Annotated in this window: 16 protein-coding genes; 8 read left to right on the top strand and 8 right to left on the bottom strand. The window is 58.7% G+C overall.

Translation table 11 applies throughout. From position 1 onward, the window contains the following. Positions 1-20: 20 nt before the first annotated feature. The 5 genes from ACWFTY_RS14905 to ACWFTY_RS14885 all read right to left on the bottom strand — a co-directional run bounded on the left by ACWFTY_RS14905 (position 21) and on the right by ACWFTY_RS14885 (position 6,210). A complete protein-coding gene (locus ACWFTY_RS14905) occupies positions 21-554 on the bottom strand; it encodes a hypothetical protein (RefSeq protein ID WP_447524966.1) in 534 nt (177 codons plus the stop codon). Next, on the bottom strand, positions 551-3,988 hold the full coding sequence (smc, locus tag ACWFTY_RS14900; RefSeq protein WP_447524965.1) for a chromosome segregation protein SMC: 3,438 nt from the start codon (positions 3,986-3,988) through the stop codon (positions 551-553). Before smc ends, ACWFTY_RS14905 begins: the two co-directional genes overlap by 4 nt. A 72-nt stretch (positions 3,989-4,060) precedes the next feature. After that, complete coding sequence (locus tag ACWFTY_RS14895; RefSeq protein ID WP_447524964.1) at positions 4,061-4,804, bottom strand: thioredoxin domain-containing protein; 744 nt, start codon at positions 4,802-4,804, stop codon at positions 4,061-4,063. Between the two features lie 33 nt (positions 4,805-4,837). Continuing rightward, a complete protein-coding gene (locus ACWFTY_RS14890; RefSeq protein WP_447524963.1) occupies positions 4,838-5,530 on the bottom strand; it encodes a DsbA family protein in 693 nt (230 codons plus the stop codon). Beyond that, complete coding sequence (locus ACWFTY_RS14885) at positions 5,527-6,210, bottom strand: DUF721 domain-containing protein (RefSeq protein WP_447524962.1); 684 nt, start codon at positions 6,208-6,210, stop codon at positions 5,527-5,529. Before ACWFTY_RS14885 ends, ACWFTY_RS14890 begins: the two co-directional genes overlap by 4 nt. A gap of 27 nt (positions 6,211-6,237) precedes the next feature. Here ACWFTY_RS14885 and mutY point away from each other — a divergent pair, with 27 nt between their 5' ends. The 4 genes from mutY to ACWFTY_RS14865 are packed head-to-tail and all read left to right on the top strand — an operon-like array spanning position 6,238 to position 10,634. Continuing rightward, entirely contained in the window at positions 6,238-7,305 is a 1,068-nt protein-coding gene (gene mutY / locus ACWFTY_RS14880; protein WP_447524961.1) for an A/G-specific adenine glycosylase, read from the top strand. After that, complete coding sequence (locus ACWFTY_RS14875; RefSeq protein WP_447524960.1) at positions 7,302-8,645, top strand: serine hydrolase domain-containing protein; 1,344 nt, start codon at positions 7,302-7,304, stop codon at positions 8,643-8,645. Before mutY ends, ACWFTY_RS14875 begins: the two co-directional genes overlap by 4 nt. Before the next feature lie 59 nt (positions 8,646-8,704). Further along, entirely contained in the window at positions 8,705-9,610 is a 906-nt protein-coding gene (nudC, locus tag ACWFTY_RS14870) for an NAD(+) diphosphatase (RefSeq protein WP_447524959.1), read from the top strand. Between the two features lies 1 nt (position 9,611). Beyond that, positions 9,612-10,634 carry a glutathione S-transferase N-terminal domain-containing protein gene (locus tag ACWFTY_RS14865; RefSeq protein ID WP_447524958.1) on the top strand — a complete coding sequence of 341 codons (1,023 nt, stop codon included), beginning with the start codon at positions 9,612-9,614 and terminating at the stop codon, positions 10,632-10,634. Here the strand turns inward: ACWFTY_RS14865 and ACWFTY_RS14860 are convergent. Then, entirely contained in the window at positions 10,631-11,044 is a 414-nt protein-coding gene (locus ACWFTY_RS14860) for a DUF1489 family protein (RefSeq protein WP_447524957.1), read from the bottom strand. The genes ACWFTY_RS14865 and ACWFTY_RS14860 overlap by 4 nt on opposite strands. Positions 11,045-11,201: 157 nt before the next feature. On the opposite strand from ACWFTY_RS14860, the gene ACWFTY_RS14855 reads away from it, so the two are divergent. Then, on the top strand, positions 11,202-11,612 hold the full coding sequence (locus ACWFTY_RS14855; protein WP_447524956.1) for a hypothetical protein: 411 nt from the start codon (positions 11,202-11,204) through the stop codon (positions 11,610-11,612). Here the strand turns inward: ACWFTY_RS14855 and mgtE are convergent. Further along, complete coding sequence (mgtE, locus tag ACWFTY_RS14850) at positions 11,609-13,018, bottom strand: magnesium transporter (protein ID WP_447524955.1); 1,410 nt, start codon at positions 13,016-13,018, stop codon at positions 11,609-11,611. The genes ACWFTY_RS14855 and mgtE overlap by 4 nt on opposite strands. A gap of 161 nt (positions 13,019-13,179) precedes the next feature. Between mgtE and ACWFTY_RS14845 the strand changes: the two genes are divergently transcribed. Next, on the top strand, positions 13,180-13,629 hold the full coding sequence (locus ACWFTY_RS14845) for a peptidylprolyl isomerase (protein WP_447524954.1): 450 nt from the start codon (positions 13,180-13,182) through the stop codon (positions 13,627-13,629). A 9-nt stretch (positions 13,630-13,638) separates the two neighbouring features. Then, on the top strand, positions 13,639-14,202 hold the full coding sequence (locus ACWFTY_RS14840) for a carboxymuconolactone decarboxylase family protein (RefSeq protein WP_447524953.1): 564 nt from the start codon (positions 13,639-13,641) through the stop codon (positions 14,200-14,202). 10 nt (positions 14,203-14,212) lie between these two features. Here the strand turns inward: ACWFTY_RS14840 and ACWFTY_RS14835 are convergent, their stop codons facing one another. Beyond that, a complete protein-coding gene (locus tag ACWFTY_RS14835) occupies positions 14,213-15,091 on the bottom strand; it encodes a LysR substrate-binding domain-containing protein (RefSeq protein WP_447524952.1) in 879 nt (292 codons plus the stop codon). Positions 15,092-15,436: 345 nt separating this feature from the next. Between ACWFTY_RS14835 and ACWFTY_RS14830 the strand changes: the two genes are divergently transcribed. Beyond that, positions 15,437-17,767, top strand: a complete 2,331-nt coding sequence (locus ACWFTY_RS14830) for a CDC48 family AAA ATPase (protein ID WP_447524951.1) — start codon at positions 15,437-15,439, stop codon at positions 17,765-17,767.

The following is a 17,767-nucleotide window of genomic DNA, read 5'->3' as shown; positions in this document are numbered from 1 at the left end:
CATTTATTGTGGAAGCGAATTCACTTCGCCGCCGGCGATGTCTCAACCGCCTGAAGGTCGACCGACATTTGCGAACGCCGAAACCCTTTGCCGGTCAGCAACCGTTTAAAATCCGCCATATTGTCAAAATGCTGCAGCTGCCGGTGATAATAATTTATATATTCAGCCAGGGCCAAAGTGGCTGCGACGGTGGCGGTTACACGGTCGTTAAATCCTGCGCTCAGATCGGGCTTGAGCCAGATTAGGATGGTATAGGCAAGCGCAGCGATGGTCAGCGCCAATATGAAGGGCCGTAATCGCCGGAGCAACCTGAATAGCGGTAGCGGATCATGACGCGGCTTGGTGAGTCGCAGATATTTGGTTCGCCAATAGGCACCGCCAATAGCCAGCAGCAGGACCATCGGGACCATCGCTGCATAGCTTGCCGGGCCCAGTTGCCCCTCGCTCAACAGGATCATGACTGCCGGAATCATGACCGCTGTGCCAGCTTCCATTCTCCAGTAGGAGCCCAGCCGATCGATAACCTGTTGTTTGGCACCCGGAGACTTTTTCACTCCGCCGCCAGCAATTCTTCCGCCGCGTTCAGATCCACCGACACCAGCTGTGAAATCCCGCGCTCGACCATGGTCACGCCGAACAGGCGGTGCATGCGGCTCATGGTCACCGCATTATGGGTGACGATCAGATAGCGGGTGTTGGTCTCGGCGACCATCTTGTCGAGCAGGTCGCAGAAACGTTCGATATTGGCATCGTCGAGCGGCGCATCGACCTCGTCGAGCACGCAGATGGGTGCCGGATTGGTTAGAAATAGTCCGAAAATAAGGGCGACAGCGGTCAACGCCTGTTCGCCGCCGGACAGCAAAGTCAGCGAGGTCAGCTTCTTGCCCGGCGGTTGCGCCATGATTTCCAGACCGGCTTCCAGCGGATCGTCGCTGTTGATCATCTCCAGATGGGCCTTGCCGCCGTCGAACAGGGTCGCGAACAGCCGCTGGAAATGCTGGTCGACTTCCTCGAACGCGGCGAGCAGGCGCTGGCGGCCTTCGCGGTTGAGGCTGCCGATCGATCCGCGCAACTGATGGATCGCCTCGTTCAGATCCTGGCTTTCCTTGGTCGATTTCTCCCACTCGCCCTCCAGTTCCGCCAGTTCGTCTGCGGCGACCAGATTGACCGGCCCGATCCGTTCGCGACTGAGCGTCAGCCGTTCAAGTTCTGCGGATTCCAGCGATGCATCGCCAACAGTCTCTTCGTCAAACTCGAGCTTTTTCGGCAGTACCACAGCGGGGCATTCGAATTTTTCCGACGAAATCCGGCCCATCTCCATCCGGCGCAAATCCTGGTTTTCGGCGCGGGCCTTGGCACCGGCACGCAATTCGCGTGCCTGGCTGAGCATTTCACTAGCCTGATTGAGCCGGTCTTCATGGTCGCGCTGCGCCAGTTCGGCGGCCTGTAGCTCGGCGTCCTTCTCGACGACCTTCGCGTTGAGCGCGTCCTGATGTTCCGCCAGCTTGCTGACTTCCACCTCGATCACCCGCGGGCGGCCTGCGAGATTTTCGACTTCGACCTCGATCATCTTGCCGCGCTTTGCCATTTCCTTCATCCGGGCTTCGGCCTCGCCGGAGCGGTCCTGCCAGGAGCGTATCTGGGCGGTGGCGACGGCTTTCTGTTCCTTCACCTGCGCCAGTTTCTGGTCGATTGAGGAGAGTGCTGCCTGCGAGGACATGACCTGCTGCCGCGCACTGTCGCGCTGGTCCTGCAGAGCTGACCGCGCTCTCTCCTGCGCTGCGCCATCAGGCTGGCTCGCGCGTTCCTTTTGCGCCGCTTCCAGCTCCGCAAGCGCGGTGGCATTTTCCGCCTTGAGAGCGGCGTCCCGTTCGGCGAGGCTGGCGGTGCGTTTTTGCAGCCAGGCCAGAGCTTCTTCCGCCTGATCGGCCTCGCGCAACGCTTGGCGCAAGGCTTCCTCGGCGTCGCGCCGAGCCGTACGGGCTTCGCCAAGCCGGATTTCAATTGCCGACATAGCTTCGCGTTGCGCGACCAGTGTCGCTTCAGCCCCCGTAACCTTGTCCTGAGCCGGGAGCAGCAGTTGCTGCAATTCGCGCAGACGATTGGCGCGGACCAGCCGTTCGGCGCTGGCATTGCCGTCATCGCGGGCGACAAAGCCATCCCAGCGGCGCAGTGCACCCGCTTTGGTGACCAGCCGCTGGCCGACTGCCAGCGATTGGCCGTCATCGCTCTCGGCGACAAAAATCTGCGAGAGGCGATTGTGCAATTCTGCCGGAGCCTGAACCCGGTCGAGCAGGGTCTCGGTTCCGCCGGGCGTGTCGGCGGATGCTGCTATATCGCCGCCGCCCCAGAAGCGGTCGCCGTCTTCACCGACCGACGCCAGCAGATCATCGCCCAGTGCCGCCGCCAAGGCGCGTTCATAGCCCGGTGCCGGCTTGACCTGATCGATCGCCTTGTTGGTGCTAACGGTCCTCGACAGTTCGCGGTTCAAGGCGTCATGTTCGGATTTCAGTCCGGCCAGTTCCGCCTTTAGCGTGGCAAGACCGGACTGCGCGGCATCGCGGGCCGCTGTGGCCTGGGCCCGCTGCTCCTCGAGCGAGGCAATCTTGCCGCCGCTGCCGTCTGCAGCTTGCTGTGCCGCTTCCCGCGTTGCAATCGCTTCGGCGAGAGCGGCCTGCAGCTTTCCCTCGTCGCCCATTTCGGCGCGTTCGGCGTTCAGCCGGTCGAGTTCCACAGCCAGCCGGTCATGGCGTGCCTGCGCGGCGTCAACGGCGGCGTTGGCAACCTTGATCTCTGCCTGAATGCGGGCTTCTTCGGCCACTGCCTTGGCCAGTTCGACTTCCGCTTCGCTGGCCGCGCGTTCGGACCGCTCGACGGCGCGCTCCAGCTCCGGACGCTCTTTGGTCAGGTCGGACAGTTCCGTCGACAGCCGCTTCTCGTCCTGTTCCAGACGGGCTAGGGCTTCCATCGCATCGCGGGTCAGCTGGTCTTCGCGGGCATTGTCATCATGGATGCGCTGGGCCTGCGCTTGCAGGTCGAGCAGCCGCGATTTCAGATTGTCGCGTTCGTTGGTCAGGGTCAGCAGGCGGTGGCTGGATTCGCTGGCCTGTTCGCGCGTCCGTTGAACATCGGCGCGGAGGATGCCGAGCGCTTTGGCGCTCTCGTTCTGTGCAGATACGGCCGCCTGCTGTTCATTCTGCGCGGCGATGACCTTGGCTTCAGCCGTTTCCGCTTCCTCCTTGGCCTGATCGGATGCGGCCGCCGCTTCTTTCCAGCGCGCATAGATCAGCCGACCTTCGACGATGGTGATTTCGCTGCTCAGCTTTTTGTAGCGCTCGGCCTGTTTCGCCTGCCGCCGCAAATTGGCTGCACGCTGTTCCATATCGCCAAGAATATCGTCGAGGCGGGAGAGGTTCTTCTCCGCTGCGCGCAATTTCTGCTCGGCATCCTTGCGCCGGACATGCAGGCCGGAAATGCCCGCCGCTTCCTCCAGCATTTCCCGTCGCGCCTCAGGCTTCGATGAAATGATGTTGGATATCTTGCCTTGGCTGACCAGCGCAGGACTGTGCGCGCCAGTGGCGGCGTCGGCGAAAATTAGAGCAATATCCTTGGCCCGGACATCGGTGCCGTTGGCGCGATAGGCTGAGCCGGCCCCGCGCTCGATCCGCCGGACAATCTCCAGTTCGCTGTCATTGTCGCCGACGTGCAGCGATGAAACATCGTTGGTTTCCCGTTCGGCGGTCAGCGCGACTTCGGCAAATTGCCGTTCGGGCCGGTCCTGGGTGCCGGCGAAGATGACATCTTCCATGCCGCCGCCGCGCATCGACTTGGCGCTATTTTCGCCCATCACCCAGCGGATGGCTTCGAGCAGATTGGATTTGCCGCAGCCATTGGGGCCGACCACGCCGGTCAGCCCTTTTTCGATGCGCAGCTCTGTGGGGTCGACAAAGCTTTTGAAGCCCGAGAGTCTGAGCTTCTTTATTTGCACGGGATGTCCCCCGCGCCGGCTTTGTCAGTCCCCGAATTCAAATCGCGCCCCCTGCAGCGATAAAGCCCGCGCCTATTTCGCGCCGGCTTCTTTCAATTTTGCTTCGACCATGGCCCAGTTGGTGCCGTCAAATTTCTGCCCGTTGAGCAGGAATGTTGGCGTTCCCTGAATATCATATTCCTCGACCGCCTTCTGGGTATCGCCCATCAGCGTTTCGGCTGTAGCGGTGTCTGCGAGACAAGCCTTGGCCTGGTCTTCGGAAATCCCGCGCTGCTGGAAGAAAGCAATCAGGCCCAGCTGTTCGGCAAGGCGGACAAATCGCGTTTCTGGCGCGGAACTCAAAATACTACCATAGGTCGCTTCGCCCATGGCCTGTGCTTTTTCAAACATTGTGCCCTGATAGCTTAGTGCCTGTTCGGTCAGCGGGAAAAACGGAGTTTCGCCGCCGCAACGCGAAAGGATGGCTGCGGAAAGGTCTAGCGGATCGCGGACGAAGTTGCGGATTTCAAAGCTGACCTTGCCGCTTTCGACATAATTGTCGCGCAGCGGTGCAAAGGCCTGTTCGCCGAATTCCTTGCAGTGTGAACAGGTGATCGACATATATTCGACGAGCTTGATCGGCGCCTCTGGATTGCCCATGACGATGCCGCCAGCCTCGGTTTTCGATACGGTCTCGGACCATTTCTGTCCGGCAGGAGCCTCGACGGCGTCGACCGAACCGGCAGCGCTCGCTCCCGCTTCGCCTTCACTTGCTTCGCCACAAGCGGTCAGCGCGAGAGCAAAAGCCAAGGGTGCAATATAGTTGAATGTGCGCATATTCTGTTCCTGCTTTTTGAAATGATCGATTGTTTATTGTGGAAGGCTCGCCAATCTGGGTTGCAACGCTTCCCAGCTATGGACTCTGGCAAGCGGTTGGTCGGCAAGTGTGAAGCTCGGCGTGCCGCTCAGCTTGAGCGTTGTCGTGGCATATTCTGTCATTGCCAATATCTTGTCCTGCTCGCCCTTGTCGGACAGGCAGGCATCAATTGCCGCTGGCGTAAAGCCGCGCCCTTTCATCAATGTGTCGAGACCGGCGGCTTTGGCGATTTTCTTCAGCCGCTGAGGAACCGTGCCGTCGTTCATGGTCTTCATCACTTCCGGCGAAGCGGCCTGGAATTTGGTCAGCCATGTCGATTGCTGCAGCAGCAAGGCCCGGTGATTTCCGAAAAATTTGGTGCGGCCGCCGCAGCGCGCCAGCATTGCTGCGGTCAGATCAATAGGATTGAGAATCAGGTTGCGGACCTCGAAGCTGATATGGCCCTTTTTGACATGTTTGGCGGTCAGGTCGCTGTGCGATTCCTTTTCAAAGGCCGCACAATGGTTGCATGTGTAGCTCATATATTCGGTCAGCTTGTGCTTGGCGAGGGGATTGCCCATGACATGGCCGCCCATGCTCGACTGCGTGACGCGCTTGGTCCAGTCGCTCTGCTCTGCCGATACGGGTGAGATCATCACCGTTGCTGCTACCAATGCTGAAGCAAGATACGCGCTTCTGTACTTCATGTCCGGTCCTTCTTCTTGTCACCGCCACCGATCTTGCCGATGATCTTTATACTTTGCTGAGCATCTTTCTTAGGGTCCGCTTCCGCCTTTGCAACTGCCGATGCGAGCGATTCCAATACCCGGTTCAACTCGGCGTCGCCAATGTCGCGCAAATTTTCGCCCAGCTGGATTGGCGCGGGCTTGAGCGAAGCGGGCAGGGAGACCCTTTTTTCCTTGTCTTTCTTGGGCGTTACGGTGCCCTGTCTGAATCTAATCTGACTGACTGCACCATAGCCGAAGAAGCGATTTACCCGCTCGATGATATCCGGTGCGATATGTTGCATCATCGTCGCATAAGCGCCGCCGACCAGCAGATGCAGTGTCCCGCCCTCTTTTTCGCCGCGTGGAAAGCGGATCGATTCGGGCAGGGACACGGCGGCATAGCGTTCGCCGACAATCTCCGTCCAGCGGCTGACCACCGAGCTCTGGATGAAGCCATAGCGACGAAAGGCAGCGCGGCCAATATCGGGCATCAGGTCGGAGATGCTTTTCGCCGGACCGCCGCGCGGACGCTGGTATTTCTGATATGCTTTTACAGCCGGTTTCCTGGCGGCTTTTTTCGGCAATTTTTTGGACGCAGGCGTACCGTTTTCGACGGTTTTCGCCTTTTCATCACCAATATTGCCAATTTTCTTCGCCATTATGTCCTTTTATGGCATGGCGCGGCCATGGCCGTCGATAGCTTCCCCGCCAAAGCCCGTAAAATTTCTGCCAATATCGGTGCACATTATGTGGATAAAGCGCGAAAACTGCCCTGGCGGTCTCCGCCGGGTAGCAATTTGCCTGATCCCTATCATGTCTGGTTGTCCGAAGTCATGCTGCAGCAGACAACGGTCGGTGCTGTCAAAAGCTATTTCGAGAAATTCACCCGGCGCTGGCCGACGGTTCAGGATCTGGCGCGTGCCGATGAGGCGGATGTCATGGCGGCATGGGCAGGCCTTGGCTATTATGCGAGGGCGCGAAATCTTCGTAAATGTGCGGAGCATGTCACTGAGAAGCTGAATGGAATCTTTCCTCAGAAAGAGTCTGAGCTTCTTCAGCTGCCTGGAGTGGGTGCCTATACGGCGGCTGCGATCGCAGCCATTGCCTTTGGTGAACGCGCGGTGGTGGTCGATGCCAATATCGAGCGGCTGGTAGCGAGACTGTTCGCCATCGATACGCCGCTTCCCAAAGGCAAGGCTGAAATTCGGGCGGCGATGGATGCGATCACCCCGCGCCACGGGGCCGGGGATTTTGCCCAGGCCTGCATGGATATCGGCGCGACCATCTGCACATCGAAAAATCCGAAATGCGACATCTGTCCGGTGCAGAAACAATGTGCGGCCTTCAAGGCAGGCGACATGGAACGCTATCCGGTCAAGCCACCGAAGAAAGCCAAGCCGGTTCGCCGCGCCCGGTTTTTCTGGATCGAACAACAGGACAGAATTTTGCTGGCCACCCGTCCGCCGAAAGGCATGCTTGGCGGGATGAGATCGCTGCCGGATGATGGCTGGGCTGCGGGAAATGACGGTCATGCGACGCCGCCTTTGACGGGTGAATGGCGGGTGCATGACAATATCGTTCAGCACAGTTTCACGCATTTTTCGCTTGAGGTGGATTTGGCAGTTTATCAGGACGAAAAAATCGTTACTAACAGTGATGATAATATATGGTGGGCGCTGGATGATATCGCGGAAGCGGGATTGCCGACCCTTTACGCCAAAGCCGTGAGATGGAAACTGAAGGAAGAAAAATGACCGCTGACAGACTTGCAACAGCTTCGCTTGGACCATCATTTTCGCGGCGCTCCGTGCTCGGCGGTATCGGCGCGGGAGCCTTTCTCGCCGGCATGCCCGGCACTGCCTTTGCAAGGGAAGCGGCAAATAACTTCCCGGGGCTGACCAAGATCATCAACCAATATGTCGCGGAAAAGAAAGTCGCCGGCATGATGGCGATGATCGGCTTCGGTCAGCAAGCCCCGGAAGTCATTGCCGCCGGTTCGCTGAAACTGGGCGGCGACACCCTGGTCGGCACCGATACCTTGTGGCGGATGTATTCGCAGACCAAGCCGGTGACCGGCATGGCTACGATGATGCTGATCGAGGACGGTCTGCTTTCGCTGGACCAGCCGCTTTCGGATATTTTTCCTGAATTTGCCGACATGCAGGTGCTGATCGACCCGGAAGGCGCGCTTGATAATGTCGAGCCAGCCAAAAAGCCGATCACCATCCGCCAGTTGCAAACCCATACCGCCGGTCTCGGCTATTCGATCATATCGAAAGGCCCGATCCAGAAGGCCTATCTTGCCGCCGGCATTACTCCGGGCCGCGTCAGCCGCAACCCCATTCCCGGGGTCGATTCCGGCGCGCCGACTCCCGACATCATGACCTTCGTAAAGCGGCTGTCCGAACTGCCTCTGGTCTATCAACCCGGTACGCAGTGGAGCTATTCGCTCAGCCATGATGTGTTGAGTGCGGTGATCGAGAAAGTTTCCGGTAAGCCACTCGACCAGTTCCTGCAGCAGCGGATGTTCGGGCCGTTGGGCATGAACAGCATATACTATCAGGTTCCCGCCGACCGGGCGGCGGATCTCGCTGACAATTATGCGCCCTTCGCCGGGTCTCTGATTCCGATCGATCCGGGTGCGACCAGCATCTATCTCGACAAGCCGGCTTTCGCCTTTGGCAGCACTGGTCTGGTCGGGACCGCTGGCGATTATGACAAGTTCCTGCAGATGGTTCTGGGCTTCGGCACAGTCGGAGGCGTCCAGGTGATGAAGCCGGAAACCGTGAAGCTGGGCATATCCAACCTGTTGCCGGAAACGGCCAGCACGGCGGGAACGTGGGTGGCCAATCACGGCTTTGGTGCGGGCGGACGGTCCGGTCTCGGTACTGCGGTCAGTCCAGCAGGTACATTCGGATGGGGCGGCGCGGCGGGCACCTCGGCCTTCGTCGATACCGTCCGCGGTCTGCGCGCGGGCGGCTACACCCAATATATTCCGTCGAACAGCTATCCCTTCCAGTCCGATTTTCCGAAATATGTCTATGCCGATCTGACCGGAAACGCGCAGGCGGGCGCGGGCAATACCAGTCCGTAAGGGGCGCAAATTCTCTGCTTTTTGCCGGGAGCCACAAAATAAAATGTCCGGGAGACAAGATGTCGATTGCTGAAAATACGATAGTGCCAACCTTTGCTGGTGGAACCCTTGATCGCGCCGATCAGGTGCGGGTCAATCCGGACAAATTGCGCGCTGCGATGATGAATCCACGGGCGAAGTTGCTCAAGCTGGATGGCCTGAACCCGGTATTCGATGACCGTGGCGAACTCGCCTGGGGCGCAGCTTATGAAGCGTCGCCGGACCATGATCTGCTGTTGCTCGGCATCGAAGATAATACGCCTTTCTTCGCGGAGCTGAACGGGGCAGGGGATGCCGGACCGGCGGCCAATAGGGCACTTTGGCAGACACTGGGCGGATTGCCTGCTGATCAGGCCGCAATCTATGCGACTGCGCGGAGTCTTGTCGACTGGCACGCACGGCATAAATTTTGCGCGCAATGCGGCAAGCCGACCGAGTCCCGCAAAGGCGGCTGGGCGCGTCTCTGTGATAGCGAGAAAGACGGTTGCGGAGCAGAGCATTTTCCCCGCACCGATCCGGTAGCGATCATGTTGTCGGAATGCGAAGGCAAGGTCTTGCTCGGTCGTCAGCCGCGTTTTCCGCCGAAAAGCTTTTCGGCACTGGCCGGGTTTCTGGAACCGGGCGAGAGTATCGAGGGCTGCGTCAAGCGTGAATTGTTCGAGGAAGCCGGCATTCATGTGCATGACGTTCGCTATGTCGCGAGCCAGCCTTGGCCATTCCCTTCGTCATTGATGATCGCCTGCACCAGTGTCACCGACGATCCGACGCTGACGCTAGATGAAGAGGAAATCGAGGAAGCGGCCTGGTTCTCGCTGGACGAGGTGAAAGCCGCGATGGCCGGTGAGCCGGGCGCCCTGTTCGTCGCGCCGCCGCCATTTGCCATTGCCTATAATTTGCTCAAACACTGGGTGGACGGAAAGGGCTGACATGACCGACCGGCTCGAACTGATGGGCGCGCCGGGGTCGCCCTATACGCGCAAGATGCTGGCGCTGCTGCGCTACCGGCACATCGCTTATAATGTCATATGGGGCGGACCGACGGGCGCTCCGGAGGGCTATCCAAAGCCGAAAGTGGCTCTGCTGCCGACCTTTTACTTCCGCGATAGTGATGGTGATCTTGAAGCCGTGGTGGATAGCACGCCGATCATCCGGCGGCTGGAGCAGGAATATAATAGTCGTTCGGTCATTCCCAAGAATGAAGCGCTGCGCTTTCTCGATCTGCTGATCGAGGATTATGCCGATGAATGGCTAACCAAGGCGATGTTCCATTTTCGCTGGGCCTTTCAGGCGGATGCCGACCATGTCGCGCCGCTGCTGATCCATTGGGCCAACCCCAATCTGCCGGACGAACAGTCCAGCGCGATGGCGGCGCAATTTGCAAAACGGCAGATCGAGCGGCTTTATGTTGTCGGGTCAAACGAGATCACGGCGAAAACCATCGAAGACAGCTACGTCCGGCTACTGGGACTTCTCGACCGGCTCATCCGGGAGCAGGGCTTCATTCTGGGAAGCCGGCCCTCTGCCTGCGACTTCGCGCTCCACGGCCAGCTGACCCAACTCACCCAGGTCGAACCGACGTCGATGGCGCTGACCAACAAATATGCGCAAAGAGTGCGCGCGTGGGTGGACCGGATGGATGATCTCTCCGGGCACAAACATGGCGACTGGCTGGCAAATGACCAGCATGGCTCGCTTCAGGGCCTGCTATCGGAAATTGGCCGGACCTATGCGCCTTTCCTGATTGCCAATGCCGAAGCCGTCCAGTCCGGTGCTGAAAATGTGGAGGCCGAAATTCATGGCCGGAAATGGCAGCAACCGCCATTCCCCTATCAGGCGAAATGTCTGCTCGCGCTGCGCGAGGCCTATGGCGGGCTCTCTGCCGAGACCCGTACACAGATTGACGGCCTGCTGGCAGGAACGGGTTGCGATACCCTGTTTGTGGTCGTCTAGACCAGTCCGAGACTAGCCAGTTCTCCAAGCATCTCCGCAGGCATTTCCTCTGCGCCTTCCGCACCTTCACCGAGATCGGCAGGAGCATCTTTTTCGTCAAGATAGCGCCAGCCCTGATGGGCGCGCTTGGGTATCGGCTGGACTGCGATAAGCCGGGGTTCCAGCCGGATCCACTGGCGGCCCTCGCCATTGTCCATGAATCCGATGATCGGCGAACGGCCGACAATTTTCTTCGCGTGGATCCAGTAGAGGGAGCCGCCAACCATCTCTTCGTGGCGTTTTGGCAGATAGCGGGTGGTTAGCCGTGCTTCGCCGCCGCTCGCTTTATTGTCTTTATGTGATTCGAGCCAGTTTCGCAGCGTTGCCGGGCTCTCGCTGCGATAGGCGATCTTTGTCATGTTCAATGGCATGGGGATTATCTGTGGTGCACGACCGCTTTAGTCAAGCATGTTCCCGAAGCGGATCGACCAAATCAGTCATGCCTAAATCTGCTTGTTGCGAGAATATTATTGCAAATGATTATCAATATCATATTGTAAGGGGAATCGGACATAGAGGAGAAGCAGATTGGGCGAGATATTGGAGAAGCTTTTACTACCACTACCGGACATCCGGGCGCTGCCGTCGGTCGAGGCAAAATTGATCATCGCCTTTCGCCTCGCGGTGGTCGCGAGCCAGAATAGCTATGACTGTCTCGACCATCTGTCCGACCGGCTGGGCGGAAGGCGCGCGGCGACGCGGATATTGATATTGGCCGAGACGATCGGATCCGCCTGGCAGGAGCCGTTCCAGATCGGACGCCCCTGTTCTTCGCTGACCACACCGGATGAAATATGGCTGGTCGCGGCGATAAGGTTGGCGGCTGGCGAAAACCGGCCCGGCTTTGATACGCTCAGCTGTGAGATGCTGGGCGATTGCGAGCGGGAACGGATATATCAGGACCTCGGCAATTTTGTTGCAGCCTATACCCGGGCTTAAAGGCTGACCATTCCGCTGCCGACGGCGAGGCTGAGGAAGGCGAGAAACCCCATGGTGTCGGTGATCATGGTGACGAAGACGGACGAGGCGAGCGCCGGATCCTGATCGATCCGGTCGAGCATCACCGGCACGAATATCCCGGCGAAACCGGCGATCACGATGTTGATCAGCATGGCGACCCCGATAACCCCGCCGAGCACGGGATTGGCGAAGACCAGACCGGTGCCGATTCCGACCAGCACGGCAATGGTGGCGCCGTTGAGCAAGGCTATGCGGAATTCCCGCCCGATAATGCGGCGGGTGTTGGAGCGGGTCAATTCGTTCATCGCCAGCGCGCGAACCGAGACAGCCATGGTCTGGGTTCCGGCATTGCCGCCGATAGACGCCACGATCGGCATGAGCACGGCGAGCGCAACCATCTGTTCGATTGCCGCTCCGAAGATCGAGATGACAAAGCTGGCCACCAGTGCAGTCGCCAGATTGGTGATCAGCCAGCGCACGCGGGCCTTGTAGCTGTCGCGGATCGGTTCGTTAATGTCGCCGTCGCCGGCACCGGAGAGTAGCAGCACGTCTTCGCTGGCTTCATCCTCGACGATATGCAGAATGTCATCGACGGTGATCATCCCGATCAGGCGTCCGTCATCATTGACCACGGCAGCGGAGATCAAGTTATATTTCTGGAACCGCAGCGCCACTTCTTCCTGGTCCATGTCGACCGGGATCAGGGTCTGCTCGCGCTTCATCACATCGGCGATAGCGATTTCGCGCGGGGTTCTGAGAATCCAGCTGAGCTGACAGGTGCCAATCGGCCGGAACGCCGGATCGACAACATAGATTTCCCAGAATTCGGTGGTCAGATCATCACTCTTGCGGAGATAGTCGATCAGATCGCCGACCCGCATATGTTCGGGCACCGCGACAAATTCGCGCTGCATGATCCGGCCGGCGGTTTCCTCCTCATAGGTGAGGGCGCTTTCGATCGCGGCGCGGTCTTCGGCGTCGAGCTCTGCCAGAACCGCCTGTTGCTCGCCTTCTTCGAGATCCTCGATGATTGCGACCGCGTCATCGGTATCCAGCTGTTCGGTCAGGTCGGCAATCTGGCCGGCGTCGAGCACTTCGATCAGATCTTCGCGAACATGCTCGTTCATCTCGGCGAGCACGTCGGCGCTGACCAGATCGCCGAGTGCGCTGGCAAGCGGCGCGCGTTCGTCGGCATCGATCAGCTCGAACAGATCGGCGATATCGGCATTGTGGAGCGGATTGACCAGTTCCTGCGCCAGCGTGCTATCATTATTCTCGACAGCGTCGGATACCGAACGGACGAATTCGTCGGTCAGCCGGTTGTCAATGTCCAGAACGTCTTCACGTTCAATGGTGGCGTGCTGGGGATCGTTGATATCGGTCATCGCGATGCTCCCCTTGTCTGCGCGTTCGGCTGCTTATTAGTCGCTGCAACGTTGCAATTGCAATCTTTTGTGACAATTATCGCCAGACAGGGTGATTTTTCCGGACGCGTTGCCTATATGCGGCCCAAGACTGATTCAATGAACGAAAAGGAATAGACCCGATGTCCCACGAAAAAATGACTTTCCACCTCGACACAGGCGATGTTGAAATCAAGCTCCGCCCTGATCTCGCGCCGAACCATGTTGCGCGGATCACCGAGCTGGCCTCCGAAGGCTTTTATGACGGCGTGGTTTTCCACCGCGTCATCAACGGCTTCATGGCGCAAGGCGGCGACCCGACCGGTACCGGCATGTCCGGCAGCGACAAGCCCGATATTGCGCAGGAATTTTCCAAAGAGCCACATGTTGAAGGCACTTGCTCGATGGCCCGTACGATGGACCCGAACAGCGCGAACAGCCAGTTCTTCATCTGCCTCGACGATGCAGGCTTCCTTGATGGTCAATATACCGTCTGGGGCGAAGTGACTTCCGGCATGGAAGCGGTTCACGCACTGCCAAAAGGCGAACCACCAGCGAAGCCAGGCGCAATCAAGTCGGTCACACTGGCTTAATCATCCGAAATGCGTCTCGATAAACCCAGGATCGCCCCGCTCGCCGAGTCAGAACTCGGTCCCGAGCAGCGGGCGATGCTGGGTGAGCGCTTCAAGACCGGCAAGATACTCAATATCTTCCGGACGCTGCTCAAGGCACCAAAAGCCTATAAAGCCTTCATGTGGTGGGGCGGCTATATCCTGTCCGACCATAATGACCTGCCGCCGCGCGAACGCGAGATCATCATATTGCGCACCGGCTTCAACTGGAAGTCGGGCTATGAATGGGCGCAGCATGTGCGCATCGGCAAAGACTGCGGTCTGACCGATGAAGAGATCGAGCGGATCAAGGTGGGACCAGATGCTCCGGGCTGGACCCCGATCGAGCGTGCGATGCTTCAGGCCACCGACGAACTGACCGGTGACGGGCATGTTGCTGACGCGACCTGGGCGGCGCTTGCGGAGCTGACCGAAAAACAGCGGATGGATCTGGTGATGACCGTCGGACAATATAGCCAGGTATCGATGCTGCTGAACAGCTTTGGCGTGCAGCTCGATGACGATCTGGAACTGGATCCCGATCTAAAGGCCTAGCGTCTCGGCTCTAGAGGCCCGCTTTTACAACCCAGTCATGGAAAATCCGCACCGCGCGGTTCTTCATGTCGCGTTTGCGGCATACGAACCAGTAGCTGTACGGGCTGTCGACCTGATGGTCGAATAACCGGACCAGCCGCGAATCATGGGCATCCGAAAAATGGCCGCCGTGCATGATCGCGATGCCGAGCCCCTGTGCTGCCGCTTCCAGCATCAGCGGGCCGCTGTCGAGATGGTCGATACCGGCCGGCTGAAGATCGGGCAGTCCGACCGCTTCCTTCCACTGGTCAAAGGCCCGGGTCATGTTGCTGTGGATCAGGATATTATGGTTCTGTAGATCCTCCGGCTTGCTGATCGCGTTGGGACCCTTGGTCAGCTCGGCCGATGCAATCGCATAAACCTTGTTGCTGTCCAGCTTTACCGAATAGAGATTGGGATCGACATCGTCACTGATGATGATCGCCGCATCAACGGCGTCGCCCAGCATATTTTCCGCATGGGCGGACGTATCGACGTCAATATGCAGCTTGGGATAAAGTTTTTTGAGTGCGGGCAGCTTCGGCAACAAGCGCGTTGCTCCGAACAATGGCAGTACGCCGAGGCGCAAGCGCATATCGCCGCCGGTGACCGTCATCTGGTCGACCGCTTCGCCGATAACTTCCAGCGCCGGGGCCACCGCTTTCAGCAAAGCCTGGCCGTCACCATTCAATACCATCGATTGGTTTCGCCGTTCGAACAGAGGTTTGCCGATATGGTCCTCCAGCGATTTGATTCGCCGGCTGAGCGCAGGCGCAGACAGTGCCAGTTCTGCTGCAGCAGCCTTGGAAGAGCCCAGACGGGCAACGCGAATGAAGGCCTCGAGGGCGCGGAGGGGAGGAAGACGACGCATAGAATGACCAATATTGTGGCTAAATCAGCTTTGTGCAACGCAAAATTAGGGCCGAATCAAGGGGAATGGCGGAAAACTGTCACTAGCATTATTGCTAAGTTGCAAGATATGCAACCTACAATGTTCTTTTCGCACTTGCACAATAATGGGTTTGGCTGCATTCAGAGTGGGCCTTTCAGGCATCCTCTCCTAAAAACTTTTCAGGCCAGTTCTTCGGAACTGGCCTTTTTTTTTGGCAGAATTCGGCCATGCGATGCTTCATCTGAAAATCTGAGTCGCATATCGGCCTGGCGATCCCTATCTTATTGGAAAGAACCAAAACGATTATCGAGGAGATACGCCCCAGTGTCCGATCCAGTACCCAATAAAGATAAGCCCGAAGACGATAGCAGCCTTCTGAAATTACAAGTTGCCAATGCCCGGCCCGAGGATAGCGGTCGCGGACTGGCCCGTCTGTCCCGTGACAATCTCGGTAAATTGGGATTGATCGAGGGCGACGTTGTCGAAATTGTCGGCAAACAGACTACGCCAGCGCGAGCGGTCCTGCCCTATCCGGAAGACGAGGGACTCGACTTTGTCCGTCTTGACGGTCTGCAGCGCGCCAATGCCGGTGTCGGTGCGGGAGACTTTGTCGAAATTCGCAAGGTCGAATCGAAACCGGCCAAGAAGGTGGTCTTCGGCCCGGCGCAAAAAGACCTGCGATTGCAGGGCAATGGCGGCGGCCTGAAGCGCAGCTTCATGGGACGTCCGCTGAAAGCGGGAGATTTCGTCGCCACCCATGGCCAGCAACAGGTCGACCGCGGCGATATGCCGCCACAATTGCGGCAGATGCTGGCAGCGCCGGCCTTTTCCCTGACCCAGATACGGCTCAACGTCATCGCGACCACTCCCAAGGGGATTGTCCATATCGACGAGGAGACCGAGGTCGAACTGCGTCCGGAATATGAGGAATCGACCGAGCATCGCCGCGCTGACGTCACCTATGACGATATTGGCGGGTTGCACGAAACCATCGACCAGCTCCGTGAAATGGTCGAATTGCCATTGCGCTACCCGCAACTGTTCACCCGGCTTGGTGTCGATCCGCCACGCGGCGTGCTGTTGCACGGCCCTCCGGGGACCGGCAAGACACGGCTCGCCCGGGCGGTCGCCAATGAAAGCGAAGCCGAATTTTTCCTGATCAACGGCCCGGAGATCATGGGCTCCGCCTATGGCGAGTCGGAAAAGAAGCTGCGCGAAATATTCGAAGCGGCGACCAAGGCCGCGCCATCAATCCTGTTCATCGACGAGATCGATTCGATCGCGCCGAAACGCGGACAGGTGCAGGGCGAAACCGAGAAGCGTCTGGTGGCGCAATTGCTCACCCTGATGGACGGTCTCGAATCCCGGCTCAATCTGGTGGTCATCGCCGCAACCAACCGTCCCGAAGCGATTGACGAGGCGCTGCGTCGTCCCGGTCGCTTCGATCGGGAAATCATCGTTGGCGTTCCCGATTTTGCCGGACGGCGCGAGATACTGGGTATCCACACGCGCGGTATGCCGCTCGACAAAAATGTTGATTTGAAAGAGCTTGCCCGCACAACCTATGGTTTTGTTGGAGCTGATCTGGCGGCATTGACTCGCGAGGCGGCGATTGAAGCTGTCCGCCGGATCATGCCCAAGCTGGATCTGGAATCGGAAACCGTGCCACCGGAAGTGCTCGAGGAACTGGTCGTTTACCGGCATGATTTCATCGAAGCGCTGAAACGCGTCCAGCCTTCCGCGATGCGTGAAGTGATGGTTCAGGCACCGGATGTCCGCTGGGAAGATATTGGCGGTCTCGACGATGCGCAGATGCGGTTGAAGGAAGGTATCGAGCTACCGCTAAAAAACCCGGAAGCCTTTACGCGTCTGGGCATTCGTCCCGCCAAGGGTTTTCTGCTCTACGGCCCGCCTGGAACCGGCAAGACCTTGCTGGCGAAGGCGGTTGCGCGCGAAGCCGAAGCCAATTTCATCGCAGTCAAATCGAGCGACCTGCTCTCCAAATGGTATGGCGAGAGCGAACAACAGATTGCGCGCCTGTTCGCGCGGGCAAGGCAAGTCGCGCCGACGATTCTGTTCATCGACGAGATCGACAGTCTCGTCCCTGCGCGGGGCCGCGGCATGGGCGAACCCCAGGTTACCGAGCGGGTGGTCAATACGCTCCTCGCGGAAATGGACGGGCTGGAAGAAATGCAGTCGGTGATCCTGATCGGTGCGACCAATCGCCCGGGTCTGGTCGATCCGGCGTTGCTGCGGCCGGGACGCTTTGACGAGCTGATCTATGTACCGGTTCCGGGCAAGGCTGGCCGCCGCCGCATATTGGCTATTCACACCTCGAAAATGCCGCTGGCCAAGGATGTCGACCTCGACGATATGGCCGAACGCACCGACCGCTATTCCGGTGCCGATCTGGAGGACCTGGTCCGCCGGGCCGGGCTTTACGCGCTGCGGGAATTTGGCGGTCTGGTTGAAACCGTGCAGATGAAGCATTTCGAAAAGGCGCTGGAAGACAGCCGGGCTTCGGTCACCGAGGATATGGAGGAAGAATATTCCAAAATGGAATCACAGCTGAAGCAGAACGCGATGCGGGCCGAACCGATTGGTTTTGTCTCGCCGGGAATGCTGACTCCGGTGAAGGACAGCAAACACGGATAA

It is taken from the genome of Parasphingorhabdus sp. NYA22, assembly GCF_976973735.1.
Note: the sequence above shows the minus strand (reverse complement) of the source record. Positions and strands in the feature narration are given on the sequence as shown.